At 69.2% G+C, this 26,992-nt stretch carries 25 protein-coding genes; 20 read left to right on the top strand and 5 right to left on the bottom strand.

Translation table 11 applies throughout. From position 1 onward, the window contains the following. The first annotated feature begins 26 nt into the window (after positions 1-26). The 14 genes from ACFCYE_RS03040 (at position 27) to ACFCYE_RS02975 (ending at position 14,938) form a co-directional block, all read left to right on the top strand. On the top strand, positions 27-1,427 hold the full coding sequence (locus tag ACFCYE_RS03040) for an FAD-dependent oxidoreductase (RefSeq protein ID WP_376176128.1): 1,401 nt from the start codon (positions 27-29) through the stop codon (positions 1,425-1,427). Further along, positions 1,424-1,753, top strand: coding sequence for a ferredoxin (gene fdxA, locus ACFCYE_RS03035; protein ID WP_376176125.1), 330 nt, complete (start codon positions 1,424-1,426; stop codon positions 1,751-1,753). The genes ACFCYE_RS03040 and fdxA overlap by 4 nt, the downstream gene beginning before the upstream one ends. Beyond that, positions 1,746-2,672 (top strand): NAD(P)/FAD-dependent oxidoreductase, encoded by a 927-nt coding sequence (locus ACFCYE_RS03030; protein ID WP_376176124.1) that lies wholly within the window; start codon positions 1,746-1,748, stop codon positions 2,670-2,672. The genes fdxA and ACFCYE_RS03030 overlap by 8 nt, the downstream gene beginning before the upstream one ends. Positions 2,673-2,902: 230 nt before the next feature. Then, positions 2,903-4,210, top strand: a complete 1,308-nt coding sequence (locus tag ACFCYE_RS03025) for an ABC transporter substrate-binding protein (protein WP_376176122.1) — start codon at positions 2,903-2,905, stop codon at positions 4,208-4,210. Positions 4,211-4,219: 9 nt separating this feature from the next. Further along, a complete protein-coding gene (locus tag ACFCYE_RS03020; RefSeq protein ID WP_376176119.1) occupies positions 4,220-5,185 on the top strand; it encodes a carbohydrate ABC transporter permease in 966 nt (321 codons plus the stop codon). Continuing rightward, a complete protein-coding gene (locus tag ACFCYE_RS03015) occupies positions 5,182-6,048 on the top strand; it encodes a carbohydrate ABC transporter permease (protein ID WP_376176117.1) in 867 nt (288 codons plus the stop codon). Before ACFCYE_RS03020 ends, ACFCYE_RS03015 begins: the two co-directional genes overlap by 4 nt. Further along, positions 6,035-8,083, top strand: coding sequence for a GMC family oxidoreductase N-terminal domain-containing protein (locus tag ACFCYE_RS03010; protein ID WP_376176116.1), 2,049 nt, complete (start codon positions 6,035-6,037; stop codon positions 8,081-8,083). Before ACFCYE_RS03015 ends, ACFCYE_RS03010 begins: the two co-directional genes overlap by 14 nt. Before the next feature lie 107 nt (positions 8,084-8,190). Beyond that, positions 8,191-8,907: a DUF1684 domain-containing protein gene (locus tag ACFCYE_RS03005; protein ID WP_376176115.1), complete on the top strand. Its 717-nt coding sequence runs from the start codon at positions 8,191-8,193 to the stop codon at positions 8,905-8,907. A gap of 62 nt (positions 8,908-8,969) precedes the next feature. Continuing rightward, positions 8,970-10,463 carry an ABC transporter substrate-binding protein gene (locus ACFCYE_RS03000; RefSeq protein WP_376176113.1) on the top strand — a complete coding sequence of 498 codons (1,494 nt, stop codon included), beginning with the start codon at positions 8,970-8,972 and terminating at the stop codon, positions 10,461-10,463. Between the two features lie 59 nt (positions 10,464-10,522). Next, complete coding sequence (locus ACFCYE_RS02995) at positions 10,523-11,485, top strand: ABC transporter permease (protein ID WP_376176112.1); 963 nt, start codon at positions 10,523-10,525, stop codon at positions 11,483-11,485. Then, complete coding sequence (locus ACFCYE_RS02990) at positions 11,482-12,342, top strand: ABC transporter permease (RefSeq protein ID WP_376176110.1); 861 nt, start codon at positions 11,482-11,484, stop codon at positions 12,340-12,342. The genes ACFCYE_RS02995 and ACFCYE_RS02990 overlap by 4 nt, the downstream gene beginning before the upstream one ends. After that, positions 12,339-13,157 (top strand): ATP-binding cassette domain-containing protein, encoded by an 819-nt coding sequence (locus ACFCYE_RS02985; RefSeq protein WP_376176109.1) that lies wholly within the window; start codon positions 12,339-12,341, stop codon positions 13,155-13,157. The genes ACFCYE_RS02990 and ACFCYE_RS02985 overlap by 4 nt, the downstream gene beginning before the upstream one ends. Further along, entirely contained in the window at positions 13,154-13,912 is a 759-nt protein-coding gene (locus ACFCYE_RS02980) for an ABC transporter ATP-binding protein (RefSeq protein ID WP_376176108.1), read from the top strand. The genes ACFCYE_RS02985 and ACFCYE_RS02980 overlap by 4 nt, the downstream gene beginning before the upstream one ends. A gap of 129 nt (positions 13,913-14,041) precedes the next feature. Beyond that, positions 14,042-14,938 carry a helix-turn-helix transcriptional regulator gene (locus tag ACFCYE_RS02975; protein WP_376176107.1) on the top strand — a complete coding sequence of 299 codons (897 nt, stop codon included), beginning with the start codon at positions 14,042-14,044 and terminating at the stop codon, positions 14,936-14,938. Between the two features lie 7 nt (positions 14,939-14,945). Here the strand turns inward: ACFCYE_RS02975 and ACFCYE_RS02970 are convergent, their stop codons facing one another. Both ACFCYE_RS02970 and ACFCYE_RS02965 read right to left on the bottom strand, forming a co-directional pair. Then, a complete protein-coding gene (locus ACFCYE_RS02970; RefSeq protein WP_376176105.1) occupies positions 14,946-15,407 on the bottom strand; it encodes a DUF3817 domain-containing protein in 462 nt (153 codons plus the stop codon). Between the two features lie 49 nt (positions 15,408-15,456). Further along, a complete protein-coding gene (locus tag ACFCYE_RS02965) occupies positions 15,457-16,650 on the bottom strand; it encodes an MFS transporter (RefSeq protein WP_376176103.1) in 1,194 nt (397 codons plus the stop codon). Between the two features lie 253 nt (positions 16,651-16,903). On the opposite strand from ACFCYE_RS02965, the gene ACFCYE_RS02960 reads away from it, so the two are divergent. Continuing rightward, positions 16,904-17,737 carry a serine protein kinase RIO gene (locus tag ACFCYE_RS02960; protein WP_376176101.1) on the top strand — a complete coding sequence of 278 codons (834 nt, stop codon included), beginning with the start codon at positions 16,904-16,906 and terminating at the stop codon, positions 17,735-17,737. A 67-nt stretch (positions 17,738-17,804) separates the two neighbouring features. Further along, positions 17,805-19,214 carry an MFS transporter gene (locus tag ACFCYE_RS02955; RefSeq protein ID WP_376176099.1) on the top strand — a complete coding sequence of 470 codons (1,410 nt, stop codon included), beginning with the start codon at positions 17,805-17,807 and terminating at the stop codon, positions 19,212-19,214. Between the two features lie 15 nt (positions 19,215-19,229). Here ACFCYE_RS02955 and ACFCYE_RS02950 read toward each other — a convergent pair whose 3' ends face one another. Continuing rightward, positions 19,230-19,739 carry a MarR family winged helix-turn-helix transcriptional regulator gene (locus ACFCYE_RS02950; protein ID WP_376176097.1) on the bottom strand — a complete coding sequence of 170 codons (510 nt, stop codon included), beginning with the start codon at positions 19,737-19,739 and terminating at the stop codon, positions 19,230-19,232. A gap of 88 nt (positions 19,740-19,827) precedes the next feature. On the opposite strand from ACFCYE_RS02950, the gene ACFCYE_RS02945 reads away from it, so the two are divergent. Continuing rightward, positions 19,828-20,583, top strand: coding sequence for a hypothetical protein (locus ACFCYE_RS02945; RefSeq protein ID WP_376176096.1), 756 nt, complete (start codon positions 19,828-19,830; stop codon positions 20,581-20,583). A 37-nt stretch (positions 20,584-20,620) separates the two neighbouring features. Here ACFCYE_RS02945 and ACFCYE_RS02940 read toward each other — a convergent pair whose 3' ends face one another. Next, entirely contained in the window at positions 20,621-21,391 is a 771-nt protein-coding gene (locus ACFCYE_RS02940) for a hypothetical protein (RefSeq protein ID WP_376176094.1), read from the bottom strand. Between the two features lie 158 nt (positions 21,392-21,549). Continuing rightward, entirely contained in the window at positions 21,550-22,197 is a 648-nt protein-coding gene (locus ACFCYE_RS02935) for a TetR family transcriptional regulator C-terminal domain-containing protein (protein WP_376176093.1), read from the bottom strand. 73 nt (positions 22,198-22,270) lie between these two features. Between ACFCYE_RS02935 and ACFCYE_RS02930 the strand changes: the two genes are divergently transcribed. The 3 genes from ACFCYE_RS02930 (at position 22,271) to ACFCYE_RS02920 (ending at position 26,935) form a co-directional block, all read left to right on the top strand. Beyond that, complete coding sequence (locus ACFCYE_RS02930; protein WP_376176091.1) at positions 22,271-23,218, top strand: alpha/beta hydrolase; 948 nt, start codon at positions 22,271-22,273, stop codon at positions 23,216-23,218. 142 nt (positions 23,219-23,360) lie between these two features. After that, a complete protein-coding gene (locus ACFCYE_RS02925; protein WP_376176090.1) occupies positions 23,361-24,908 on the top strand; it encodes a pectinesterase family protein in 1,548 nt (515 codons plus the stop codon). Continuing rightward, complete coding sequence (locus tag ACFCYE_RS02920) at positions 24,905-26,935, top strand: pectinesterase family protein (protein WP_376176088.1); 2,031 nt, start codon at positions 24,905-24,907, stop codon at positions 26,933-26,935. The genes ACFCYE_RS02925 and ACFCYE_RS02920 overlap by 4 nt, the downstream gene beginning before the upstream one ends. The last annotated feature ends 57 nt before the right edge of the window (positions 26,936-26,992 follow it).

Below are 26,992 nucleotides of genomic sequence, written 5' to 3'. Positions count from 1 at the left end.
TCCGCGGAGCGGCACCCCGAAAGGCCATGCCCATGTCCTCCTCTCCTCTCGCCCTGCGCGTCGCGATCGTCGGCGCGGGCCCTGCCGGGATCTACGCCGGCAACCTCCTGTCGAACGCCGTCTCCGAGCGGGGCGGTCGTCTCGAGATCGACCTGTTCGAGTCGCTCCCCGCGCCGTACGGGCTGATCCGATACGGCGTCGCGCCGGACCACCCGCGGATCAAGGGCATCGTGAACTCGCTGCACGAGATGCTCGACGCGTTCCCCGCGGCATCCGACGGCGAACCGGCGGCACGCCGAACGATCCGCTTCATCGGCAACGTCGAGGTCGGGCGCGACATCGCCCTGGACGAGCTGCGCGAGCAGTACCACGCGGTGATCCTCGCGACCGGGGCGATCCGGGATGCCGCTCTCGACGTCCCCGGTGTCGACCTGCCGGGGTCGTACGGCGCCGCCGACTTCGTCGCGTGGTTCGACGGGCACCCCGATGTCGCGCGCACGTGGCCGCTCCAGGCCCGCGAGGTCGCCGTGATCGGCAACGGCAATGTCGCCCTCGACGTCGCCCGCGTCCTCGCCAAGCACGCCGTCGACCTGCGTTCCACCGAGGTTCCGGACAACGTTCTGGCCGGCCTCGAGTCCTCCGCCGTCACCGATGTGCACGTGTTCGGACGCCGAGGACCGGCCGACATCAAGTTCACCCCGATCGAGCTCCGCGAGCTCGGCGAGGTGCGCGACGTCGACATCGTGCTGCACGACGAGGACTTCGACGGGGTCGACCCGACCACGGCATCCAACAATCAGCTCAAGGTCATGCTGCGCACCCTCAACGGCTGGCGAGACCGGCCCGCCGGCACGGCGTCGCGCCGCCTGCACCTGCACTTCTGGCACGCACCCCTCTCGATCGAGGGCGACGGCCGCGTCGAGAGCATCCGCTTCGCCCGCACCACGACGGATGCCGCGGGCAACCTGGTGTCCACCGACGAGGTCCGTGAATACCCAGTGCAGGCGGTCTACCGCGCCGTGGGCTACTACGGCACGCGAGTCAACGGCGCTCCGTTCGACGAGGGGCGCGGCGTCGTCCCGAACGCGGGCGGACGCGTGGACGATCAGCCGGGCCTGTACGCCACCGGCTGGATCAAGCGCGGTCCCGTCGGCCTCATCGGCCACACCAAGTCGGACGCGCTGGAGACGATCACCAACCTCGTCGCGGATGCCGAGGCCGGCCTGCTCTCCGCCGGCGACGCCGCAGACGTCCTCGATCTGCTCGACGCGCGGGCCACCGAGTACACGACGTGGGACGGCTGGCTCGCCCTCGATGCGCACGAGCGGCACCTGGGCGAGACGCACGAGCACACGCGGGAGCGCGTCAAGGTCGTCCCCCGCGAGGAGCAGGTGGCGGTGTCGCGCGACGGAGCGCTGGTCCGATGACGTATGTGATCGCTCTGCCCTGTGTCGATGTGAAGGATCGCGCCTGCATCGACGAGTGTCCCGTGGACTGCATCTACGAGGGCGAACGGTCGCTGTACATCCACCCCGATGAGTGCGTGGACTGCGGCGCCTGCGAGCCGGTCTGCCCCGTCGAGGCCATCTACTACGAGGACGACCTCCCCGAGGAGTGGGCCGACTACTACAAGGCCAATGTCGAGTTCTTCGAGGAGATCGGCTCCCCGGGCGGCGCGGCCAAGGTCGGCGTGTACACGTTCGACCACCCCGTCATCGCCGCGCTCCCTCCGCAGGGTGACGGACATGACTGACACCCCATACGACGTGCTCGTGATCGGCGGTGGCCCTGCCGGTCTCTCAGCCGCGCTGAACCTCGGGCGCTCGCTCATGCGCGTGCTCGTGATCGACGCCGATCGGCCGCGCAACGCAGCGACGCTGAACTCGCACGGCTTCCTCACTCGCGACGGCATCCCCCCGCACGAGTTGCGCCGCCTCGCCAGGGAGGAGCTCACGGCCTACCCCGACGTCGAGGTGCGCTCGCGGGTCGTGGTGGCCGGTCTCTCACGCGACGACGAATTCTTCACGGCCGGGATCGGGCGCCGCGAGGCGACGTCGACGGTCACGGCACGAACCGTGCTGCTGGCCACCGGGCTGCGCGAGACCCTGCCCGACGTCCCCAATCTGCGCGGCTTCTACGGCATGAGCCTGTTCAGCTGCGCGGCCTGCGACGCGTGGGACCTGCGGGACCGCCCTCTCGCCCTGATCGGCGAATCCGCCGATCTCGCCGATCGGGCACGGCTGATCGCCCGGTGGAGCCCTCGACTCACGGTGTTCACGAACGGCACCGACGTCGTGACGACCGCTGAGGAGGCGGAGCTGGTGGCATCCGGTATCGCCGTCGCGCGGCATCCGATCACAGAACTCGTCGGCGAGCGCGGGAAGCTCGAGGCCGTCGTCCTCGCTGACGGTACGCGCGTGGAAGTCGACGGCGGATTCGTGCGCCCCGAGTGGGACACGAACCTGTCGTTCCTCGAGGGCATATCCCCCGCCGTCGATGGATCGGGGCACCTCGTCACCGATCGCTCAGGCCGCACGGACGTGCCGGGGCTCTACGCCGCCGGGGATGCCGCGGCCCCAGGACCCCAGCAGCTCATCGTCGCCGCGGGCGCCGGCGCACGGGTCGCCGCGGTGATCGTGCACGACGCGATCGGGGTCGCGACAGCGCACTGACCGTCCGCCGTTCTGACCCGAGTCACTCGATCCGGTTTTCGACGGGATCTCGGTCATCATCGACCCGAGGTCGCAAAGCGCCTCGTTCATGAGCGCGCTTGCGCGGCTATATCCAATATTCAATATGTTGACGCCCGCCACAAAAGGGACTAGACAGGTCGTGTCCTCCTCAATGATGAGAGCGGTCGGCCAGCCCGGCCGCGGGAAATGGAGTGTTCTTCATGGATCGCATGACTTCACCTTCAGGTCTGACACGACGCGGTTTCCTGATGTTCTCGGGGGCCGCCGTCGCCACGATGACGCTCGCGAGCTGCGCCCCGAGCGAATCGGGAGGAGGCGGAGGCGGTGGAGGTGGCGGAACGCTCAAGTTCTGGAACATGCCATGGGGTCAGGCGGAGTTCGGCCCGCGGGATGCCGAGATCGCTGAAGCGTACGAGGGTGCCCTCAAGGTCGAGCACCAGGAGATCCAGTGGGCGAACTTCACCCAGACGTTCTCCTCCGCAGTGGCGAGCAACACGGGTCCGGCCGTCAGCTCGGGCGGTGGAACACAGGCCTTCCTCTTCGAATCGCAGGGGAAGATCGCCTACGCCGACGAATTGCTGGATTCGTGGAAGTCGGACGGCCTCTACGACGACTTCCTGCCCGGCCTGATCGACGCGATGAAGGTCGACGGCGGCTATGCCGCCGTCCCGTACAACCTCGACATGCGCGTCATGTGGTACAACACCGTGCTGCTCGAGCAGGCGGGGGTCGAGCCTCCCACCGATTGGCAGAGCTACCTCGACGCGAGCGAGGCGCTGAAGAAGATCGGAGCGTACTCGTTCGGCGTCGGCGCCGGTTCCGGCAGCTTCACCGGCAGCCACATCCTCACGAGCTTCATGATCAACAACGGCGGCGGCCTGTTCAACGCCGACCAGGAACCCGACTGCGTCACCGAGCGCAATATCGAGGCCATGGACTTCGTGCTCGAGATGGTCGCGAAGGGCTACGTGGACCCGGGCAGCGTCACGTACACGAGCGACAACGTGCAGACCCAGTGGCGCGAGCGCAAGTTCGGGATGGGCTGGGACGGCGGCGGCCTCGCGGCCAACGTCGCGGGCGAAGTGGGACCGGAGCTCGCCGTCAACAGCCCCCTCACCGGCCCTCACGGCGACCAGGGCGCGCTGTACTTCCCCAACAACATCATGATGTACACGAACACCCCCGATCAGGCGGAGTCGGAGGCGTTCCTCACCTACTACTTCCAGAACATGGCGCCGCTGTGGACGGAGAACACCGGCATCGGCCTGCCGCCGCTGAAGTCGATCACCGAGACTCCGGAATTCCAGGCCAACACCAACGCCGTGAAGATCATCGAGGAGTGGCAGCCGATCTCGCACACCTGGGGCGCCCCCGGCGGCGATGCGCTGTTCCTCGGCGTGACGGCGGTCGACGGCACGCCGGCCATGAACACCTTCACCCAGACGATCCTCGGCGGCCAGGGCACGGGGAAGGCTGCACTGGAAACGCTGCAGCAGACGCTCGAGGCGAACGCCTAGGTCGCCTCGATGACGACCTCCGCCTCCCTCTCCGAGTCGCTCAGCAAAGCACGACGAGGCGTCGGCGTCGGCGGACCGGGGCGAGCGCCCCGCGCCCGCCGTCGCGCGGTCCTGCCGGGCCGCGGCCTCACGCTGACCCTCCTCGTCCTGCCGTCGATCATCCTCGTCCTGCTCCTCAACGCCTACCCGGTCATCTACGCCGGTCTGCAGTCGGTCCGCGACGGAGATCTGATCCTGCCGGGGGACTTCATCGGTCTGCAGAACTACCAGACCGTGCTGTCGGATCCGGTGTTCTGGGCATCCGCCAGGTTCACGCTCATCTTCACTCTCGTCGGTGTGTTCGGCAGCTGGGCGGTCGGCCTCGGCATCGCGCTGCTGCTGCGCGGGCGCATCCCCGGCGGAGGGCTGTTCAAGGTCCTCCTCCTTCTGCCCTGGGTGGTGCCCACCGTCGTGTCCGCGACGTCGTGGAACTGGCTCGTGGCGACACCGCAGAGTCCGTTCCCCGTGCTCGCCGAAGCGCTCGGGTTCGGACAGGTGCTGTTCCTCGCGAATCCGCTCCTCGCCCAGATCACGGTCTGCGTGTTCAAGGTGTGGATCAGTTTCCCGTTCATGATGATGATGATGAGCGCCGCCCTCGCGGCCGTGGACAACACGGTCTACGAGGCCGCGCGTGTCGACGGCGCGACCGGATGGCAGGCGTTCCGCCACATCACCCTGCCGCTGACCGCGAAGTCGACGTACATCAGCTGGATCCTCATGACGATCTTCTGCGTTAACGACTTTCCGACGATCTTCCTGCTCACCGGCGGCGGGCCGGTCAACGCCACGCAGTCGCTGGTCGTGCAGGCGTACCGCACCGTCTTCCTGGAGTTCCGCACCGGCCCAGGTGTCGCGATCGCATTCCTGATGACGATCGTTCTCGTGATCATCTCGGTCGTGCTCTACCGACGCGTGCAGAAGGCGGATATCGAATGACGCTCACTCAGACCATCGTGACCGCCGACTCGAAGAAGCGGCGGTCCGGCACGGACGAGCAGCTGCGAGGACGGTGGTGGAAATTCACGCTCCTGCTGTTCATCACCGTCGTCGTGACCATTCCCATCGGCGCCGTGCTGTATCTGTCGTTCCAGCCGGCGCTCGGGAGCACGGAGACCGGATTCACGTTCGAGAACTACGCCAAGATCTTCTCCCAGACGAACGTGCTGACCTGGCTGCGCAACAGCCTCGTCGTGACCCTGTGCACCGTCGTGGTGTCCGTCGCCGTCGCTGCGCCGGCCGGATACGTGCTCTCCCGCGGCCGCAGCAAGCTCGTGTCCGGGTACTCGCTGCTGCTGTTCATCATCCAGTCGCTGCCGGTCGTCACCGCCGTGATCCCGCTGTTCATCCTGTTCGCCCAGCTGAACCTCGTCGACAACCTGGTCGGCCTGACGATCATCTACGTCGGCTCGACGATGTCGGTCGCGATCTGGATGATGGCCGCCTATTACGACTCCATCCCGATCACTCTGGAGGAGGCTGCGTGGATGGACGGTGCGAGCCTGTTCGGCGGATTCGTCCGGATCGTGCTGCGCAACGCTCTGCCCGGTGTCCTGTCGACGGCGATCTTCTCGTTCCTGCTCGCATGGAACGACTACCTCGTGGTGCTGGTCTTCATCCGCTCCGAGACGAGCTTCACGCTCTCCGTCGGCCTGCAGACCTTCTTCCAGCAGAACGCCACGAACTGGGGGCTCGTCATGGCGGTCGCGGTCATCGCGATGCTGCCGCCGGTGATCATCTTCGCGGTGCTGAACAAGTACTTCAGCGTCGGCGGGATCGGCGGTTCGCTTGCCGGCCGCTGACGCCGCAGCGCACCCGGCGGTGCGGGCGGCGGTCGCCAGGATCATCCCGGCCGACCGGTGGCGAGACGGCTGGGCGGGCGGGGTCGGCGCGTATCTCGCCGATCCGGTTTCCCGGCGGGACCTCGCGGGGGTCCTGCCGCGTCTGATCGCACTCGGCGATTGGCTGGATCGGCGATCGGGCGGCTTCGCCGAACTGGATCCCGACCGCCAGGATGCTCTGCTGCGGCAGGCCGAAGCCGATCCGGACACCGCGCCGGACTTCGCCGCGCTGCGACGCGTGTGCTGGGAGGGCTATTACGCCCTGCGCCCAGGGCACGAGCCGGACGGGCTCGCGATGGTCGGCTACCGCGCGCTGCCGGAGGGCGTCGTGCCGATCGAACCCGACCCCCTGCCCGACATCGGCTCGCACGGCCTGGCGCCCGCCTACGACGCGATCATCATCGGCGCAGGTCCGGGTGGCGGAGCCGCGGCACGCGTTCTCGCCGCTGCCGGCCGATCCGTCCTCCTCGTCGAGCGCGCCCCCGCACGGACGAATGCGCAGCTGCGCGGCGATCACCTGCACGGAAAGCGCAATGCGCTGTACTGGCCGACCCTCGGCCCAGGACCGGGGTACCCGCGCGAACTGCGCGGAGAGGAAGGGCCTGGTCTGCTGGTCGACAGCATCGGCGACGCGGGTCCGTACGGACTGAACGCCGACGTTCTCGGCGGCGGAACACGCGTGTGGCAGGGGATGTCCTGGCGGTTCCTGCCCGAGGACTTCCGCATGCAGACCGTCTACGGCAATCCCGACGCGGATGCCGCTCTGGCGGACTGGCCGTTCGACTACGACGAGCTCGAGCCGTTCTACACGCGTGCGGAGTGGGAGATCGGCGTCGCCGGCGAGGAGGGTCCGCTCACCGCACGCACCCCTCGCACGCGCGGCTATCCGATGCCGGCGATGGAGACCGAACCCGCCCGCGACCTGCTCGGCTCGGCCGCCGATCGGCTCGGCTGGGGCTGGGGTCCGATCCCGCTCGCGATCAACAGCATCGCCCACGACGGACGCCCGGCGTGCGCCCGATGCCCGCAGTGCGTCGGCCACGCGTGTCCCGTCGATGCGAAGAACGGTGCGCACAACACGCTCATCGCGCGGGCCGTAGCCGACGGATGCAGTGTGCTGCAGGATGCCGAGGCGATCGAGGTCCGCGATGGCGCCGCCCGCGCCGAGGTGACCCTCATGGTGGATGCCTCGACCGATCGCGCACGGGAGGTGACCGTGCGCGCCGACGTCGTGGTCGTCTCCGCGGGTGCCGTCGAGACGGCGCGCCTGCTGCTGGCGAGCGGACTCGGGAACGAGCACGTGGGCCGCAATCTGCACGACCATCGATTCGTGACCGTGCTGGGAGACGTCGTGGATCCGGTGAAGCCCTTCATCGGGCCCGGCCATTCGGTCGCGACGCTCGATCACGTGCATGCCGAGACCGTGCCGTACGGCGGCGGCGTGCTGGTCGACCTCATGGGGATGCTTCCCTTGACGTCGGCGGGGTCTCCGCCGCGGGGCGTCGCGTCGTGGGGCTCCGGGCACAAGGAATGGATGCGCGAAGGACGCGCCCACATCTTCGGCGTCTTCGGCATGGGGCAGGAAGTACCCCACCGCGGATCGGGCGTCGGGCTCAGCCGCCGGGCCAGGGACCGGTGGGGACGTCCTGGGGCGACGATGAGCAAACTGGTCCACTCCGCCTCGCGTGAGATCGATGCAGGGCTCGGCGTGCAGGGCGCCCGATGGCTCGAGGCCGCCGACGCGACGGGCGTGCACATTCCCCGGCGAGGCGGTGCGACCGCGTCGGCCGCCGGTGAGCACTCCTGCGGCACGGCGAGGATGGGCTCCTCTGCGTCCGCAGCGGCGACGGACCCGGAGGGTCGTGTGTACGGCACCCGTCGCATCGTCGTGTGCGACTCGTCGCTGCATCCGACGAACGGGTCCGTGAATCCGACCCTGACCATCGTCGCCAACGCGCTCCGCGTCGCCGAGCACCTGCAGGCGCGCTGGGTCTGATCGCACCGCCGCCCGTGGTCCCGGAATGCTGCGGGCGCTGCGCGTGTTGCCCCTGATGACGTCGCATCGCGACGCCTCTGCCGCGCACTCCTTACCCTGGAACGGTCATGTCTGCACCCGAAGAAGACCACGCCCGCTGGCGCAACGAGCGCCACGCCGCCGTCGCCGCGCCCACCGGCAACCTCGCCCTCGTCGAGACCCGCTGGGTCGGACCTGAGCGACCTGATGTCGACGCCGCGCAGGCATCCGCCCCGGCATCCGTGACGGTGACCCCCCTCCAGCGCACCGATATCTCCACCGGGGAGCCCGAATACGGCCTGCGGTTCTGGGATGCCTCCTCCCCCGCGATCCGCGCGTACGACCGCATCGACGTGTACGACTACGACCCCGCATGGGTCATCGAGGCCGAGTTCGCCCCGGTGGATGCCGGCCGCACCGTCCCGTTCGAGCACATCCGCGACAACGGCGGCACGCGCGACCTCGTCGTCCCCGGCGACATCACCTTCACCCTCGACGGCACCGAGCACCGCCTCGCCGCGTTCGACGACGGCGGCACACTGCTGCTCGTCTTCGGCGACCCGACCAATGGCACCGAGACGTACGGGTCAGGACGCTTCCTGTTCGTCCGGCGGGACGACGGCGCGGGCTTCGGCGACGCCGGTTCCGTCGTCCTCGACTTCAACCGCGCCTTCGTGCCGCCGTGCGGATTCTCGGCGCAGTACAACTGCCCGCTGCCGCCGCCCCAGAACCGGTTCACCCAGCCGGTCCGCGCCGGCGAGAAGAACGTCGTGTTCATGGACGACTTCGACATCTACTCGGCCTGATCCGACGCCGACCCGCGGCATCCGAAACCCGAACACCACCACCCGAACCCAGGAGACCCCCTGTGAGAACTCCGATCGCGCTCGCGGCGACCATCGTCGCCTCAGCCCTCGTCCTCGCCGGCTGCTCGTCGAGCACGCCGTCCGCCGAGGATGCCGCAGACGCCAGCATCTACATCGGCTCGCTGTACGAGCCGCAGAACCTCAGCAATACCCAGGGCGGCGGCCAGGGCGTGACCGAGGCCTTCAACGGCAACGTCTACGAGGGGCTGTACAAGCTCACCGACGACGGCGAGGTGGAGCCCCTGCTCGCCGCGAGCGAAGAGATCAGCGAAGACGGCCTGACCTACACGATCACTCTCCGCGACGACGTGTCCTTCCACTCCGGCAAGCAGCTGACCTCGGCCGACGTCAAGGCCAGCGTCGAGGCCGTGACGGCCGAGGACTCGAAATCCGCCCGCAAGTCGGCGTTCTCCGTGATCGCCGGCATCGAGACACCGGACGACAGCACGGTGGTGTTCACGCTGTCGCAGCGCTCGATCTCGTTCCTGTACAACCTCGCGTACATCTGGATCGTGAACGCGGATGCCGAAGATCTCACGACCGCCGAGGACGGCACCGGCCCCTACACGCTCGACGAGTGGAAGCAGGGCAGCACACTGACCCTGACCCGCTGGGACGACTACTGGGGCGAGCAGGCCGCCAACGGCGAGGTGGTCTTCACGTACTTCACGGATGCGACCGCGCAGAACAACGCGCTGCTCACCGGCGAGATCGATGTCATCACCAGCATCCAGAGCCCGGACGCGCTCGAGCAGTTCCAGTCGAACGACGACTACACGATCAGCGAGGGGACGTCGACGACGAAGGAGCTGCTCGCGTTCAACGACCGCGTCGCCCCGTTCGACGATGCCCTGGTGCGCAAGGCGGTGTACTCCGCCGTCGACACCGAGAAGCTGCTCACCTCGGTCTGGGGCGACTACGGCACCCTGATCGGTTCGATGGTCCCGCCGACCGACCCCTGGTACGAGGACCTCACCGACGTCAACCCGTACGACGTCGATCTCGCGAAGCAGCAGCTCGCCGAGGCCGGCTACCCGGACGGATTCGAATTCACCCTGGACACCCCGAGCTACGACCCGCACCCCGTCGTCGCCGAGTTCCTGCAGTCGCAGCTGGCCGAGGTCGGCATCACGGTGAACATCAACACCATCAGCGCCGACGAGTGGTACACGAAGGTCTTCCAGGATCGCGACTTCGAGGCGACCCTGCAGGAGCACGTCAACGACCGCGATGTCGTCTGGTACGGCAACCCCGACTTCTACTGGGGCTACGACGACGCCCAGGTGCAGCAGTGGGTGGCCGAGGCCGAGCAGGCGGCGACCACCGATGAGCAGACCGCGCTGCTGAAGCAGGTCAACGAGAAGATCGCCGCGGACGCGGCGAGCGTATGGTTGTACCTCTACCCGCAGATCGTGGTCGCCTCCAGCGACCTCAGCGGGTACCCGGTCAACGGTCTGAACTCGCAGTTCTTCGCCTACGACATCGTCAAGTCCTGATCTGCTCGGATCGCGGGGTGGGATGCTGACGCATCCGCCCCGCGATCCTCATGCCACCTATGCTCACGTATCTGCTCCGCCGCTCGGCCTTCCTCGTGGTGTCGCTCGTCGTCGCCATGATGGTCATCTTCGTGCTGCTCCGGCTGCTCCCCGGCGACCCGGCGAACGCCCTGCTCTCGGTCGACGCGACCCCGGAGCAGATCGCCGCTGCCAGGGCCCAGGTGGGTTCGGATCGCCCGATCTTCGAGCAGTTCGCGCTGTGGGCCGGGCAGATGGTGCGGTTCGACCTGGGCGAGTCGTACATCAGCACGCTGCCGGTCGGCCCTGAGATCGCGGCCCGCCTGCAGATCACTCTGCCGCTGACGCTGCTCGCCTTCGGGCTGGCTCTGCTGCTCTCCCTCATGATCGGCATCACCGCCGCGGTGAAGGCAGACACCTGGTACGGCACGGTGCTGTCCGGCTTCGCGCAGCTCGGCATCGCGGTGCCGGTGTTCTGGGTCGGCATCCTGCTCGTCTGGGTGTTCGCGCTCGGCCTCGGCATCCTGCCCTCCGGCGGGTTCCCCCGTGACGACTGGGAGGATCCGGCGGACGCGCTGCGGTCGCTGGCGCTGCCGGTCCTCACCATCGCGATCGTCATGAGCGCTTCGCTGTCGCGCTACGTCCGCGCCGCCACTCTCGACGTTCTGGGCAGCGACTACCTGCGCACCGCGCGCGCCGGCGGCTCCGGACTCGGCGAGGCCCTGCTGCGCCACGGGGTCCGAAACGGCGCCGTGCCGGTGATCGCCGTCCTCGGCATCGAACTGTCGACCACGCTGCTGGGCGCGGTCGTCGTCGAGAGCGTCTTCACGCTCCCCGGACTGGGCAGCATGCTGCTGACCGGCATCGAGCAGCACGACTTCGCGAACATCCAGGGCGTGCTCGTCGTCTCGACGCTGTTCGTCCTGCTCGTCGGCTTCCTCGCCGACATCGCGCAGCGTCTCATCGACCCGCGGCTGCGCGCACGAGTGGCCGGTGCACGATGACGGCCGTCGTGGAGCAGATCGAGGCTGCCGCGACCCGGCGCCGTCGCGGCAGCCACGCGACCCTGGTGATCGGCCTGTGCTTCACGGGTCTCATCGTCCTGCTCGCCATCGTCTCCCTGCTCTGGTTGCCCTACGCGCCGAGCGACGTCAGCGGCGGCCGACTCGAAGGCCCCAGCGGCACGCATCTGCTCGGCACAGACAAACTCGGGCGCGATCTGTTCACCCAGCTCATGATCGGCGCGCGGATCGCACTCATCGTCGGCATCGGATCCGTGGCGCTGGCGGCGCTGCTCGGCATCACGATCGGACTCATCGCGGCCTTCGCGCGCCCGTGGGTGGACGATTCGATGTCCGCGGCGCTGGACGTCATCATCGCCTTCCCCGTGCTGCTGCTGGCGATGCTCGTCGTCGCCGTGCAGGGCGCATCGCTGTGGTCGGCCATCCTCGCGATCGGTCTCGCGATGTCTGCGGTCGTCGCACGGCTCACCCGGATCCTCGCGCATCGTGTGCTGCACGAGCAGTTCATCACGGCGGCCAGGACGAGCGGCACGCGGTGGCCGGGCATCGTGTCCTTCCACGTGCTGCCCAACATCTGGCCGACGCTCAGTGTGAATCTCGCGCTGCAGTTCGGAGCGGCGGTCCTCGCCGAGGCGAGCCTGTCGTACCTCGGTCTGGGCGCTCCACCGCCGAACGCCTCGTGGGGGCGGCTGCTGCAGGAGGCGCAGGGCACGGTGCTCACCGCCCCGGTCGGCGCGATCGCACCGGGAATCGCCCTCGTGGTGCTCGTGCTCGGTGTGAACTTCATCGCCGACGGTCTCCGCGATTTCGCCGATCCGACCCGCAGGAGGACACGATGAGCCTTCTCGAGATCGCCGGCTTGACGGTGACGGCCGCCGGACGGCCCGTCGTCGACGACGTGTCCTTCTCCGTCGCCGCCGGCGAGCGCGTCGGCATCATCGGCGAGTCCGGCTCCGGCAAGTCCGTCACCTCGCTGGCGGCCACCGGACTGCTCGGTGCGGGTCTTTCGGCATCCGGCTCCGTCCGGCTCGACGGCACAGAGGTGATCGGCGCAACGGATCGTGCCCTGCGTCCGCTGCGCGGCCCCGTCGCCGCGCTGCTCTTCCAGGAGCCGCTGACGGCGCTTGATCCTCTGATGCGCGTCGGTCGTCAGATCGCCGAGCCGATGCGGCGCCATCTCGGGTTGCACGGTCGAGGACTGCAGCATGCCGTGCGCACCGCCCTCGCCGATGTCTCGCTCCCCGATGAGCGCATCGTCCGCGCGTATCCGCATGAGCTCTCCGGCGGGCAGCGGCAGCGGGTCGCCACCGCGATCGCGCTCGCCGGGCACCCGAAACTCCTCATCGCCGACGAGCCGACCACGGCGCTGGATGTCACTGTGCAGGACGAGATCCTCACGCTGCTGGATCGCCTCGTCGCCGAACGCGACATGGCGCTGCTGTTCATCAGCCACGATCTCGCTGTGGTCGCGCGCATGACCGACCGCGTCGTCGTGATGCAGCGCGGGCGCTCGGTGGAGCAGGGCCCGATCTCGCAGATCATCTCGGCTCCGGGCGACGCCTACACCCGGGAGCTGGTCGCGAGCGCCAGGGCGCTGGATGCCGCACTCGACGCACCGACGGCGTCCGATGCGTCGGAGGGGAGCGAGCGATGAGCATTCTGGAGCTGCGCGGCGCGCGCTTCTCGTACGGGCAGCGCACGGTCGTCGACGACGTCTCGCTGCAGGTCTCGGAGGGCGAGGCGGTCGGGCTGGTCGGCGAGTCGGGGGCCGGCAAGTCGACGATCTTCTCCCTGCTGCTCGGGCTGTCGGCGCCGCACGAGGGCGAGGTGCTTTTCGACGGTCAGCCGCTGAGTCGGCGCGACCGGGCGCTCATGCGGCGCTTCCGCGCCGACGTGCAGACGGTGTTCCAGGATCCGTATTCCTCGCTCGACCCTCGCCAGCGGATCGACCGCATCGTCGGCGAACCACTGCGTTCGCTCGGCATCGCCCGCGGCGAGGCCGCCCGACAAGCCGTGGCGGAGGCCGTGCGCTCGGTCGGCCTCGACGCCGACGTGCTCGGTCGGTACCCGCACGAATTCTCCGGCGGGCAGCGGCAGCGGATCGCGATCGCGCGCGCGATCGTGTCGAAGCCTCGTGTGCTGCTGGCGGACGAGCCGGTGAGCGCGCTGGACGTCACCACCCGCATCCAGGTGATCGACCTGCTGCGCTCGCTCCGCGCGGAGACCGGTCTGGCGCTGGTGATGGTGTCCCACGATCTGAGCGCGGTGGCGGCGCTGTGCGAGCGCACGGTCGTGCTCCGCGCGGGGGCCGTGGTCGAGGAGGGGCCGACCCGCGGCATCCTTAATGCGCCGCGGACCGAGTACGCGCGCACGCTGGTCGCCGCGATTCCGCGGCTGCCTGCGGCCTGATCGGCCGTCGCGCGCGGGGCTCCCGTCGCACGTGGTGCCGCTTCGCTCCGATCGGAGCGACACGAACGGCGACCTGAGCGTCCCCGCCGGTCCGGAATAGGGCCCGCAGGATCGGGGTTGCATTCAGGCATGACGACTGTCGATCCTGCTCGCCTGGCGGAGGTGCTCTCCTCCTTCGATGTCCGACTCGGTTTCGCGCGCCGCACGACACTCGCACAAGGAGGACTGCTCCCGTTACCGGCCGGTCAGGTCACGCTCGCCTACGTCGTCGAGGGCGAGATCACCGGCGACGTCGTGCTCGACACCGGTTGCACTCTCGATGTGCCCGGCGGATCAACCGGCACCGCCCGTGGCCCGCGCACGCTGCTCGCCGGCGATGCGTTCCTCAGCATGGGGCAGCGGCCGATCGTCCTGGAATCGACCTCCGGTGCGCGCCTGATGACGGCCGACCTGGAACTCGACTCCGCCGCCGTCGACGGCATCCCCGGCTTCGTGTTCGTGACCGGATTCGCAGACCTCGAACCGGCCGCCGCCGCGCTGGCCGCGAATCTCGGTCCCGTGGACCCCGACGTGCACGGACTGCGATCGGGCGATCCGCTCATCTGCCGGATGATGGTCACGACCGTGCTGCTGAGCGTGATCAGGGCGTGGGCGCAGAACGGCTGCGCTCCGCAGGGCTGGCCGTCTCGGGCCGGCGATCCCTTCCTCGACCGTGTCGTCGACGCCATCCACTCCGAGCCGGGGCGCGACTGGACCGTCGACCTGCTCGCCAGCCTCGGCGCGATGTCGCGGTCCGTGTTCGCCGAGCGCTTCCGCGCCGCCGTCGGCCAGTCGCCCGCGAGCTACGTCACGGACGTGCGGATGCGCCAGGCCAAGGAGCTGCTGGATGCCGGGCGCAGCGTCTCCGAGACCTCGCGCGAACTGGGTTATGCGTCGGACGAGGGCTTCAGCCGCGCGTTCCGCCGCCACACCGGCCTCGCCCCGTCGCTGTGGCGCCTGCACGGGCAGGCGGCGATCCCGGCCTGACCGCCGGTCATCTCCCGCCGGGCGGACCGACCAGCAGCAGGATCACGTACAGCGCGACGATCGCGAGCGCGAGCAACCCTGCGAGCACCCACGGCCGTCGAAGGAACCAGCGCATCAGCCGGTCGTACCAGCGGGCGTCGCGCGGATCGTCGCCGGCCTCGAGCCGCCAGTCGCCGCGCAGACGGCCCGTCCGGTGCAGCCAGATCTCGGCGGGGATCGTCGCGTACGGGATGACCGCGCTGGCGACGGCGAGCACGGCGACGCCGACGTGCCAGCGCTGGTTGAGGGCGACGAGGATGGCCGTCGCCCCGTAGGCGAGGAACACGAATCCGTGGATGCCTCCGCCGATCGTCACCACGATCGGCGGGCCGCCGACCGCTCGGGCGATGAGCGCCGCGATCAGGATCGTCCAGGTGATCGCCTCGGCGATCGCCAGGACACGGAAAAGGCGGGCGGGTACACGGAACACGGGTCTCCTCGGGTGGGGTGGTTCCAGCCTAGGAGACCCGCGTTCGACGTCAGGACCGTACGCGGTTCGATGCGCCGAACAGCACCGCGCCCAGCACGAGGATCGCTGCGCCGATGACGTAGTTCAGCTCGACCCCGAGCGCGTCGACGAGGATGCCGCCGACACCGGCCGCGAGCATGATCGCGCCCTGGAATCCGACGACGACCAGGCTGCCGCCGGCCTCCAGGCGGTCGGGCATCCGGTGCCCGACCCAGGTGTTCACGACGATCAGCCAGGACGAGAAGAAGAAGCCCCACGCGACCACGGCGATCGCGACGGCCGCGATCGAGCCGGGGAACAGGAGCGTGCCCAGCACGGCCGCCGCGATCGCGATCGGTCCGACGACGGCGAAGAGCGCGAAGGTCCGGTCGACGATGAGCCCGATCACGAGGTTTCCGACCAGGCCGCCGGCGCCGAACAGGGCGAGCAGGAGCACGATCGTGCCGGCATCCACATCCGGCATCCGCTCCAGAGCGAGGCGGATGTAGGTGTACGCGAGGAAGTGACCGAGCACCACCAGGACGTGGCCGGTGAACCCGAGCCCGACGCCGGGGCGGCGGATCGTGTCGACGAGGATGCGGAGGCTGGATGCCTGGGCGGCCGGAACCGACGGCAGGAGCGTTCGCAGCGCGATGGCCAGCAGCGTGGTGACGACGCCGGCGAGCGCGAACACGGCGCGCCAATCGAGAACCTCGCTGAGCATGACGCCGATCGGAACTCCGGCGACGGTGGCGAGCGACGTGCCGGCGGTCGTGAACATGACCGCCCGACCGATGCGGTCCGGCCCGGCGATGCGGGCTGCCACCGTGATCGACATGGACCAGAACGCACTGATCGCAGCGCCCAGCAGGAAGCGCGCGAGCAGGACGAGCACGAGGTTGGGCGCGATCGCGACGATGAGGTTGGATGCCCCGGCGGCGAGCGCCATCCAGACCAACAGGCTCCGCCGATCCAGCCGCGGGAAGATCAGGCCCACCGTGGGGGCGACGAGCAGTCCGACCAGCGCCGTCACGGTGACGGTCTGGCCCGCCTGCCCCGGCGTGACGCCGAGGCCGTCGGCCATCTCGGTCAGCATCCCGTTGGGGAGGAACTCTGCGGTGACGAGCAGGAAGCTCATGAGCATGAGCGCGATGAGTCCGCCGTAGCGCATGCGCTCGGCCGTCGTGGTGGGAACAGTCACGGGGACAGGGGCGGTCGTGGTCATGGTTCCAGGCTCGCAGGACGACGCAGGTCCCACCCGATCGGTCGTCCGCGGCATCCGACCGATCGTCCGGGGCTGGACGATCGCCCGACGTGTGGATAAGCTCGACCCCGCGCCGGGATCTCCCCGGAAGGTATCAGCGGAAGGAGCAAGCCATGACTGCTGTCGTCGTCGTGCCCTCATCCGCAACGCACCTTCCCCTCGAGGCCGCCCGCTCCTGATCCGCGCGTGGTCTCCCCTTCCCGGAGCAACCACCGTGACCGATCCCTTCGCGTCCTTCGACGCATCTCTCACCTTCGCCGACGTCGAACCCGGCGAGAACCAGCGCTGGACCACCTGGCCGGCCGTCACCCCCTCCGAACGCGGACCCGAACCACGACCGCCGTGGGTCGTGACGAACGCCGGTGCCATCGACACCGAACTCGGCATCCTGAAGACCGGCAAGGAGGCGGACGTCTTCCTCATCGAACGGGCCGTACCGGACGACCCCTCGCAGCGCACGCTGCTCGCAGCCAAGCGCTACCGCACCTCGCAGCACCGCACGTTCCATCGTTCGAGCATCTACACCGAGGGTCGTCGCACCCGGAACTCCCGCGACGCCCGCGCGACCGAGAAGAAGTCGCTCTACGGGCGGGAGGTCGCGGCGGCGGAGTGGTCCTTCGCCGAGTTCGAGGCCCTGTGCCGCGTATGGGAGCTCGGCGCACCGGTGCCGTATCCGGTGCAGGTCAACGGCACCGAGCTGCTGATGGAGTTCATCGGCACCGGCGCGGTCGCCGCTCCCCGGCTCGCGCAGGTGCGCGGTGATCGCGACGAGCTGACGGATCTGTTCCAGCAGGTCGTCGAGCTGATGCACGTGTTCGCCGCGGCCGGCTTCGCCCACGGCGACCTCTCGCCGTACAACCTGCTCGTGCACGACGGCCGTGTGCGGGTGATCGATCTGCCGCAGATCGTCGACGTCATCGCGAACCCGCAGGGCTTCGATCTGCTGCACCGCGACTGCGTCAACGTCTGCGACTGGTTCGCCAGGCATCGGGTCGATGCGGATGCCGAAGCGCTGTTCGCCGAGCTCATCGCGGCCTCGTACGGGTGATGTTCCACAGGAGGGCTTCCGGCGCGTCGCTACCTCGCGTTCACCGGACGCGGCCAGACTTCGAGACATGAGCACGTCGGATGAGACGCCCGTCCCGCCGCCCACCGCGAACAGCGGCGCGGTCGGTGTGATCGGGCTGGAGCTGCGCGGCGACACCCCCGCTCCGAAGAAGCAGGTGTACTCGTGGGCACTGTGGGACTGGGCGACCCAGCCGTTCAACACCGTCATCCTGACGTTCATCTTCACGGCGCTGTATCTGACGACCGAGCAGTTCCTTCCTGCCGAGGTCGCCGCCCTCGGTGACGAGGACCCGGTGCGTCTCGCCGCCGAAGCGGACCTCGCGAGCGGCCTCGGACTGGGCTCCACCATCGCAGGGCTCGCGATCCTCCTGTTCGCGCCGGTACTCGGCCAGCGGGCCGACGCCGCCGGCCGCCAGAAGCTCTGGCTCGGCATCGGCACCGGAGCGCTGATCGCGTGCATGTTCGGGCTGTGGTTCGTCGAGCCCACGCCGACGCTGTTCTGGCTGGGCGTCGCACTGATCTCGGCGGGCAGCGTGTTCGGCGAGATCGCGGCGGTGAACTCCAACGCGATGCTGATCGGCATCGCGAACCCGAAGACCATCGGGCGCATCTCGGGACTCGGGTGGGGATTCGGCTACATCGGCGGGATCGTCGCGCTCGTGCTCGTCGTCGTGTTCTTCTCGTTCGACTGGTTCGGGCTGCCGACGGAGTCCGGCCTGCCGTTCCGCATCATCGCGGTGGGCTGCGCGATCTGGGCGCTCGTCTTCAGCATCCCCATCTTCCTGAACGTGCCGGAGCCGTCGCTCGGACGACCCGAGCGCAAGGTCGGATTCTTCCGCTCGTACGCGCTGCTGGTGAAGGACGTCATCGGGCTGTATCGGACACCGGAGACGCGGCCGACGTTCTGGTTCCTGCTGGCGAGTGCGGTGTTCCGAGACGGGCTGGGCGGTGTCTTCGCGTTCGGGGCCGTGATCGCCGGCCAGGTGTTCGACTTCGATTTCCTGCAGCTCGTGATCTTCGGCATCGCCGCGAACCTCATCGCCGGTGTCTCCACGATCCTCGCCGGCCGACTCGACGACCGCTTCGGCGCCAAGCGGATCATCCTCTTCTCGCTGGCCTCGATGGTCGTCGCAGGTCTGGCGGTGTTCCTGCTCGTCGAGGCCGGGGCCGTCGTGTTCTGGATCGGCGGACTGGTGCTGTGCGCGTTCGTCGGACCGGCGCAGTCCGCGTCGCGATCGTTCCTCGCCCGGGTGACGCCGGCCGGACGCGAAGGCGAGATCTTCGGGCTCTACGCGACCACCGGCCGCGCGGCGAGCTGGATGGCCTCAGCGGCGTGGACCGCCCTGATCGTGCTGACCGCCCAGACGAAGTTCGGCATTCTCGGCATCGTCATCGTGCTGCTGGTCGGATTCCTGCTTCTGCTCCCCGTGCAGGAGCGCCGGGTCGCGACCGCCTGAGACCGGGGACGGAGATCAAGCTCCTGACGCCCAGTTGTCGGCGAGCTTGTTGAGCAGCCGGGCGAGCTCCGTGCGCTCGGTGTCCGTGAACGCCTCGAGGGCACGCGACAGCGCCTGACGCCGCTCGCCCCTGGCACCGCGCGCGACGCGCACGCCGGCATCCGTCAGGGCGATGCGGGTACGACGTCCGTCATCGGGGTCGGCCTCGCGCTGGACGAATCCGCGCTCGACGCCCTGCTGCACCAGCCGCGAGGCCCGCGGCTGGTCGACGCCGACCGCGTCGGCGAGCTCGCTCACGCTGAGCGGGGCGGATGCCGCGGCGAGCGCCTCCAGCATCCGCATCCATGCGGGGGCGGCGAAGCGGCCCCCGGGTCCGCCGGCCCAGGGGCCCGGCCGAAACGGTCGGCCCTCATGCGGTCCGCCGTGGTGCCCGTGCGGTCCGCCGTGCCCGTGCCCGTGCGGGCGCCGTCCTCGGAGACGCGCGAGCGCTTCGGCGATTTCGGCGGCGGGATCAGGTGTGCTCACACCACAGATTTTACATGTTATTTGACATGCTTCCCGGTTACATGTCACACTACATATACATGCACAATGACAACAAAAGGACTTCCCCATGAACACGCAGACATCACCTGAAGACCGTCCGCTCGGCTACTGGCTCAAGGCGGCCGACCGGCTCCTGGCCGCCGAGTTCGCCCGCGCTTTCGAGAACGAGGGCATCACCCGTCGCGATTGGCGGCGGCTCAACGCCGTCGACGGCACCGTCCCGACCCGCCGCCCCCTCGACGACCGCAAGCTCGCCCACTTGCACGATCTCGGCTGGATCACACCGTCCGAGGACGGGTGGGCTCTGACCGACGAGGGCCAGGCCGCCAAGAAGCGACTCGGCACGATCGTCGACGGCATCCGTGCGACGATCGCCGACGCCGTCAGCCCTGAGGACTACGCGACCACGATCGCGACCCTCACGCAGATCGCGCGAACGCTGGGCTGGGACGAGAACACGCCGTTGCCGCGCACGCCGCGCGACCACGGCCGGCATGACCGACACTCCGGTGGCCACGAGCACACGCGGCACCACGGCCGCGGGCGCTGGCGCCGCCACGGCTTCGCCCCTCGACCGGCAGAGTCCGATCGCCGGGCGCACACCGAGCACGGACACCCGGAGCACCGCTCATCCGATCGCGAACGCACCGATCGCCACGGCGGGTTCGGCCCCCACGGCGGCTTCGGCCCCCACGGCGAGTTCGGCCCCCACGGCGGCTTCGGCCCGCACGGCGGCGGCCACCGACGCGTCGCGCGCATGGCGCAGCATGCCTACGAGCGCGGCTTCGATGCCGGCTTCGAGCGCGGCAGCGTCACCCGCTGACCTCATCGCCCCGCAACCTCCGCGCGGCGGTGGACGGCTAGAAGGGCAGGACGAGAGGGAGGTCGACGACCGTGGAGTCGGCCCCCTGCGGCGCGGAGAACGTCGGCGGATTGTTCACGAGCACCACGATGCCGATCACGGCGGCGATCAGGAGCGCCCCCAGCAGCGCGAAGATCACGATCGGCCAGCTGCGGTAGGTGTCTCCGCCCCGCGGATTCGAAGGATCGGATGCCGGGGCTCCCGCCGCCGCGTCGAACGGCGCCGCCGTGGGCGCACCGAACGGCACGGATCGCGCGGGGGGTGCGGCTGACGACGGGTCGGCCGGGAGGGGCGTCGAATCCGCGGCAGGCCGCGCGCCCGGCATCCCCGGAGGCTCAGCCGCACCGCCGGATGTCCGCGCGCGCAGCTCGGAGCGCGTGGCCGGCGGGGGGACCTGGTCGGCCGAATCCGCCTCCACCGGAGAATCTCCGAACGCACTCGTCGACGCGGTCTCGTCCTCGAGCAGGACCACCGCCGTCGCGTCGAGCGGCGGGATCTCCGGCGGCTCCGGGATCGTGAACTCGGGGAGGGCGGCCTCGGCCGGAGGGATGTCGAGGTCCTCCACGCGCGACATCGCGAGATCGGCGCTCACCGCGAGGTCGTCGATCGCGTCGGGCTCACGCGCTTCAACCGCGGCGGACACCGAGGCCCCAGGGACCTCGCCGTCGAGCACGGGCTCGGATGGCTCCGGAGCAGGGGGCGGAGGCGGCGGGAACTCGCGCGCCTCGTCGTCGCGCGGAACTTCTGGATTCCCCATATCGCCGCTCACGCTCTGATCCTATGCCGCGCCGTGGCTCCGCGAGGGGGCTTTGTCGTCCGGACGGCCGACCGTCCGCCGCAGCATCCCCGTGAGACGTGCTTTCTGCGGCGAGCCCTGCTCTGCCCCGCTCTCTTTCATCCCGCAGAGCACGTCTCGCGACGGGTGCGCTACTGCAACGGCGCCAGCATCTTCTCGCTCGCCCCGGCCGCGATCAGCCGCCGCCGCATCGCACGGGCGGCGACATCATAGGCACGATCGTCGCCGAGCAGCAGCGAGCGGTTGTTCGCGTGCTCGTCGAGCGCGACGAGTTCGAAGGCGATGTCTTCGGCATCCGCGGGGTCTGCGGTCAGCTCGCCGGCCTCGATCGCGTACCGCACCTGGGCGGCGATGTACCCGTACCAGTCCGACTGCGCCGTGCGGACGGCATCGCGGACCGGCCCCGGCTTGGAGTCGATGTCAGCCGAAGTCGCCGCGAAGAAGCATCCCCCTGTGAAGACGCGGTCGCGGGAGTAGGCGAGCCCGTTGCGCATGAGCACCGCGAGACGCCGCAGCCCCCGGGGTTCGGTGCGCGCCGGTTCGACGATCGTGGCCATGAAGACCTCACGGGCTGCGGCAATCGTCGCCAGCTGAAGGGATTGCTTGCTGCCGAACAGGGTCGCGATGCTGCTCTTGCTGTGTCCCGACGTCTCGGCGAGGTGTCCGATCGTGAGCCCATCCAGCCCTTCGACCGACGCGAGATGCGTCGCTCGGGAGAGCACGCTGCGACGGGAGGCGTCTCCGCGCGCCCGACGTCCGTCCACGATCTGATCCGACATCCCTCTAGTTTACGCACGATCGTTCGTATATTCTACGTACGATCGTTCGTATTCATTCCGGATCGAGGAACCCATGCACCGCTCCGCCGCGTTCATCCCCACCGCCCTCCGCGTCGCCGACACGGTCTCGCCGGCCCTGGCCGGTGCGATCGCCTACCGACTGTTCTTCCGCACCCGACCACGCCTGCCGTTGCGGGATCGGGACCGCGCCACCGACCTCGCCGCGCGACGCGAACTGCTGCGCGTGCGCGGTCGCGACATCGTGACCTATCGCTGGGGCGAAGGAGATCGCACGGTTCTCCTCGTCCACGGCTGGAAGGGCAGGGCCATGCAGTTCGCTCCGCTCGTCCGCGAACTCGCGGCCGAGGGACTGCGAGTGGTGTCCTTCGACGCCCCGGCGCACGGCGCCTCGCCAGGGCGCAGCACGGACATCCGCGATTGGATGGCCGCGATCGAGGGGATGCAGGACCGATTCGGCCCGTTCGCCGCGATCGTCGGGCACTCCGTCGGCGCCGTGGCCGGCCTCGCCGCAGCGCGCACCTCGGCACCGACTCCCGTCGTCGTCACCATCTCGGGAGCCGCGGGCCCGACGGCGATGATCGACCGCTTCGCGCTCATGTTCGGCCTGTCCGAGGAGGCCCGCGTCGAGCTGGGCCGGCGATTCGCCGCGCGGATCGGCGAGTCGACGGCATCCGTCGCCGAGCGATTCGACTCGGCCGCGCACCCGCTTCCCGAACGCACCAGCCTGCTCGTCGTGCACGGTCGCGATGACCGCGGTCTGCCGGATGCCGATTCGGCCCGGCTGCACCGAGCGCACGCCGGACGCTCGAGGATGCTGCGGCCGACCGGACTCGGCCACAACCGCATCCTGACCGACGACGACGTACTGGACGCCGTCGTGGAGATCGTCACTCGCGGCGAGCACACGGCGTCGCCCTCCGCCGCCGGGGTCGCGCGAGCCGGAGGAGATCGCGCGAACCGGAGGACCGCGGCCGAGGAATCGATCCTCCCGATCGGATGATCCCCTCCGGTTCGGATGCCGCGGGCTCCCGCCACTCCGACGGAAATCGTCTCGCGCAAATACGTTGACATCGGCAACATTTCCTCACTAGGGTTCAGAAACCGGTTCCCCACACCGGTGTCCATCTGCGAGAGGAACGATGATGTCCTTCAAGCCCTCCCATTCCGTCGCGCGCGTTTCCGCGGGTTCCCCACCGGGATTCCGCCGAAACCGCGGCCGACACGTCACGGCGGCCGGGGTTCTCGGCGTCCCGTTGCTGGCGCTCGGCGCGTTCGTCCCGTCGGCCGCCGGTGCTGCTGTCCCGACCGCGGCAGGTTCCACCGGCTCCACGCTGCTGCAGCAGATCCAGGCGCCGTCCACGACGACCGCCGACGGCCCGGTATGGTCGCCCACCGCGACCGGCTTCGCCTCGACGCCGACCGCCGAGCTGCCCGCCGGCACCACCGGTGGTGCCGGCGGAGACGTGATCACGGTCGACGACGCCGCCGAACTCACGGCAGCCGCAGCATCCGCAGAACCCTTGACGATCCTCGTCGACGGCACCATCGACGTCGGCGACGGCAGCATGATCAAGGTCACGGCGAACAAGACGATCGCCGGCGGCCCGGACGGCGGCGAGATCGTCGACGGCGGACTGTTCGTCGACCGCGTCTCGAACGTGATCATCCGCAACCTCACGTTCCGCGACTCGTTCATCGGCGCGGACTGGGACGGCAAGTCGCCGGAGAACGACAACGACGGCATCCGCATCGACACCTCGCACCACGTGTGGGTCGACCACAACGAGTTCGCCCGGCTCGGCGACGGTCAGCTGGACATCCGCAAGGACTCCACCGCCGTCACGGCATCCTGGAACTACTTCCGCGACCACAACAAGACCCTGGGCGTCGGATGGACCGACAACGTCGTGACGACGCTGACGCTGCACCACAACCGCTTCTCGAACGTGCACCAGCGCAACGGCAGCCTCGACAACGTCGCGTCCGGCCACGTGTACAACAACTGGTTGTCCGGGGTGAGCTCGTACGGAATGAACGCCCGCGGTGCCGAGACCCAGCTCGTCGTCGAATCGAACGTGTTCGAGCACGCCCGCAACCCGCTGATCGGCGAAGGATCGGTCTTCCAGCAGGACAACATCTTCGTGGACGTCTGGGGCGAGCAGCCCCGCGACACCGGTGCGACCTTCGACGCGTCGGCGAACTACGCCTACACGGCCGATCCCGCGGGCGACGTCCGCAAGCTCCTCACCAAGGACGCCGGTCCTGTGCATCCCACGGACGACGACGCCGAGCGCCGCATCACCGTCGCACAGGACGGCAGCGGCGACTACATGTCCGTGCACGCGGCGGTGGGCGCGGCATCCCGCAGCTCCCACCCGGTCGAGATCGTCATCCAGCCCGGAACCTACCGCGAGGTCGTCTCGATCTGGCCGGATGCCGATCACCTGACGATCGTCGGTGCCACGGGCGACCCGGAGGACGTCGTCATCACGTACGACAAGTCCAGCAGCGAATGGCCGACCGTGAACGTCCTCGCCGATGACGTCACCCTGCAGAGCCTCACGCTCGAGAACCCGCTGGAGGTGTCGGCCCCCAAGAAGGCGCCGGCACTGCGGGATGCCGGGACGGGAACGACCCTCGATGATGTCGTCCTGCTCGGCGACGTGCTCACGGAAGGAGAGGCCCGATGAACCGCAGGAGACTGACCCGCGTCGCCGTCGTGGCGAGCGCACCGCTGCTCGCCCTGACCCTGATCGCGGCGCCCGCGCACGCGGACGACCTCCCCGCGACGCTCGACGGCGCAGGGCTCCTCGATCGCATCGAGGCGCCGACCACGACGACCGCCGACGGTCCGGTGTGGTCGCCGGTGGCGACCGGTTTCGCATCGACCCCGACCGCCGACCTGCCGGAGGGCACGACCGGTGGCGCCGAAGGGCGGGTCGTCGTGGCCGACGACGCGGCGGAGCTCGCCGAATACGCCGCGCTCGAGGAACCGCTGACGATCCTCGTCAAGGGCAGCGTCGACGTGGAGCCGTTCGGTTCGCAGATCGAGGTGGCGTCCGACAAGACCATCGCCGGTGCCGGAAGAGATGCCGAGATCGTGGGCGGCGGGTTGTTCCTCGACAGGGTGTCCAACGTGATCGTGCGCAACCTCACGTTCCGCGACTCATACGTTCCCGGCGACTGGGACGGGAAAGCGCCGGACAACGACAACGACGGCATCCGGATCGACACCTCGTCGCACGTCTGGATCGATCACAACGAGTTCACGCGCCTCGGCGACGGGCTCGTCGACGTCCGCAAGGACTCGACCGCGGTGACGCTGTCGTGGAACGTGTTCCGCGACCACAACAAGACGGTCGGCGTCGGCTGGACGAGCAATGTCATCACCACCATCACGATGCATCACAACGAGTTCTCGAACACGTACCAGCGCAATGCCAGCATCGACAACGTCGCCGCCGGCCATCTCTACAACAACTGGTTCGAGGGGCAGGCGCACTACGGCACGATGTCCCGCGGGGCCGCGCAGCTCGTGATCGAATCCAGCGTCTACGAGAACGGCGAGGACGCGATCGTCGCGAAGGACCCGGACTCCCGTGTGGAATCGCGCAACAACACCTTCTCCGGCATCCGAGGGCGCAAGGACGACACCGGCCCGACATTCGAGCCGTCGGCCCACTACGCCTACACTCCGGATGCCGTGGCGGATGTCGTCTCCATCGTCGACGCGAACAGCGGCCCGCTCGGCAACGACGAGAAGGTCAAGAAGGCGATCACGGTCGCCCTCGACGGCACGGGCGACTACGCCAGCGTGAGCGCGGCGGTCGGGGCGGCATCCCGCGCGAAGCACCCGGTCGAGATCATCGTCCAGCCGGGTGTCTATCGCGAAGTGGTGCGGATCTGGCCGGATGCCGACGGTCTGACGATCCGCGGAGCGACCGGCGATGCCGCGGACGTCGTGATCAGCTACGACCTCGCCGCCGGCCAGACGAAGTTCTACGGCGGGAACTGGGGGCACACCGGTTCCCCCGTGCTCTCGGTTCTCGCGGATGACGTCACCCTTCGGGACGTGACGATCGAGAATGCCTACGACGAGGCGCTGAACGGGGGCAGCCAGGCGCTGGCCCTGCGCGCGGCGGCCGACCGCACCGTGCTCGACGGCGTGCGGCTGCTCGGAAACCAGGACACGTTCCTGGTCGATCCGATCTCGAAGACCGAGGCATCCCGCGTCTGGATGACCGACTCGTACGTCGCCGGCGACGTCGACTTCATCTACGGCGGCGGCACGCTCGTCGCCGAGGACTCGGAGATCCACTCCCTCGACCGCGCATCCACCACCAACGGATACGTCGCTGCCCCCGCGACGGTGCCGGGCGGCAAGGGCTTCCTGTTCGTGAACTCGCGCTTCACCTCGGATGCCGCCGCCAGCACGGTCTTCCTCGGGCGCCCGTGGCACCCGAGCAGCAACCCGAACGTGGACCCGTCGATGGTGGTGCGCGACTCAGAGCTCGGCGCGCACGTGCGCACGCCCGCCTGGTCGGACATGAGCGGCTGGAGCTGGCAGGAGGACTATTTCCGGGAGTACGCCAACACCGGTCCTGGCGCGGTCGTCGGCGCGGACGCCGGCCGTCCGCAGCTGACGGATGACGAGGCATCCGCGCACACCCGCGAGGCCTACCTGTCGGGTGACGACGGCTGGAGCCCGTGGAGCTGAGCCGACACTTCGAGGGGTGTTCGATCCTGACGGGTCGGGCACCCTTCGTGTGCTGCC

The sequence above is a fragment of the Microbacterium sp. NPDC056234 genome (genome assembly GCF_042267585.1).
GTDB lineage: Bacteria > Actinomycetota > Actinomycetes > Actinomycetales > Microbacteriaceae > Microbacterium.
This window is presented reverse-complemented; position numbering and strand designations above follow the sequence as displayed.

What these genes read in the sequence shown, in the direction of transcription:
- ACFCYE_RS02925 (WP_376176090.1), top strand. Translation starts at nt 23,361, where the DNA reads ATGTCCTTCAAGCCCTCCCATTCCGTCGCGCGCGTTTCCGCGGGTTCC.
- ACFCYE_RS03005 (WP_376176115.1), top strand. Translation starts at nt 8,191, where the DNA reads ATGTCTGCACCCGAAGAAGACCACGCCCGCTGGCGCAACGAGCGCCAC.
- ACFCYE_RS03040 (WP_376176128.1), top strand. Translation starts at nt 27, where the DNA reads ATGCCCATGTCCTCCTCTCCTCTCGCCCTGCGCGTCGCGATCGTCGGC.
- ACFCYE_RS02980 (WP_376176108.1), top strand. Translation starts at nt 13,154, where the DNA reads ATGAGCATTCTGGAGCTGCGCGGCGCGCGCTTCTCGTACGGGCAGCGC.
- ACFCYE_RS03030 (WP_376176124.1), top strand. Translation starts at nt 1,746, where the DNA reads ATGACTGACACCCCATACGACGTGCTCGTGATCGGCGGTGGCCCTGCC.
- ACFCYE_RS02985 (WP_376176109.1), top strand. Translation starts at nt 12,339, where the DNA reads ATGAGCCTTCTCGAGATCGCCGGCTTGACGGTGACGGCCGCCGGACGG.
- ACFCYE_RS02935 (WP_376176093.1), bottom strand. Translation starts at nt 22,197, where the DNA reads ATGTCGGATCAGATCGTGGACGGACGTCGGGCGCGCGGAGACGCCTCC.
- ACFCYE_RS02995 (WP_376176112.1), top strand. Translation starts at nt 10,523, where the DNA reads ATGCTCACGTATCTGCTCCGCCGCTCGGCCTTCCTCGTGGTGTCGCTC.
- ACFCYE_RS03020 (WP_376176119.1), top strand. Translation starts at nt 4,220, where the DNA reads ATGACGACCTCCGCCTCCCTCTCCGAGTCGCTCAGCAAAGCACGACGA.
- ACFCYE_RS03015 (WP_376176117.1), top strand. Translation starts at nt 5,182, where the DNA reads ATGACGCTCACTCAGACCATCGTGACCGCCGACTCGAAGAAGCGGCGG.
- ACFCYE_RS02945 (WP_376176096.1), top strand. Translation starts at nt 19,828, where the DNA reads ATGAACACGCAGACATCACCTGAAGACCGTCCGCTCGGCTACTGGCTC.
- ACFCYE_RS02965 (WP_376176103.1), bottom strand. Translation starts at nt 16,650, where the DNA reads ATGACCACGACCGCCCCTGTCCCCGTGACTGTTCCCACCACGACGGCC.
- fdxA (WP_376176125.1), top strand. Translation starts at nt 1,424, where the DNA reads ATGACGTATGTGATCGCTCTGCCCTGTGTCGATGTGAAGGATCGCGCC.
- ACFCYE_RS02955 (WP_376176099.1), top strand. Translation starts at nt 17,805, where the DNA reads ATGAGCACGTCGGATGAGACGCCCGTCCCGCCGCCCACCGCGAACAGC.
- ACFCYE_RS02990 (WP_376176110.1), top strand. Translation starts at nt 11,482, where the DNA reads ATGACGGCCGTCGTGGAGCAGATCGAGGCTGCCGCGACCCGGCGCCGT.
- ACFCYE_RS03025 (WP_376176122.1), top strand. Translation starts at nt 2,903, where the DNA reads ATGACTTCACCTTCAGGTCTGACACGACGCGGTTTCCTGATGTTCTCG.
- ACFCYE_RS02930 (WP_376176091.1), top strand. Translation starts at nt 22,271, where the DNA reads ATGCACCGCTCCGCCGCGTTCATCCCCACCGCCCTCCGCGTCGCCGAC.
- ACFCYE_RS02975 (WP_376176107.1), top strand. Translation starts at nt 14,042, where the DNA reads ATGACGACTGTCGATCCTGCTCGCCTGGCGGAGGTGCTCTCCTCCTTC.
- ACFCYE_RS02920 (WP_376176088.1), top strand. Translation starts at nt 24,905, where the DNA reads ATGAACCGCAGGAGACTGACCCGCGTCGCCGTCGTGGCGAGCGCACCG.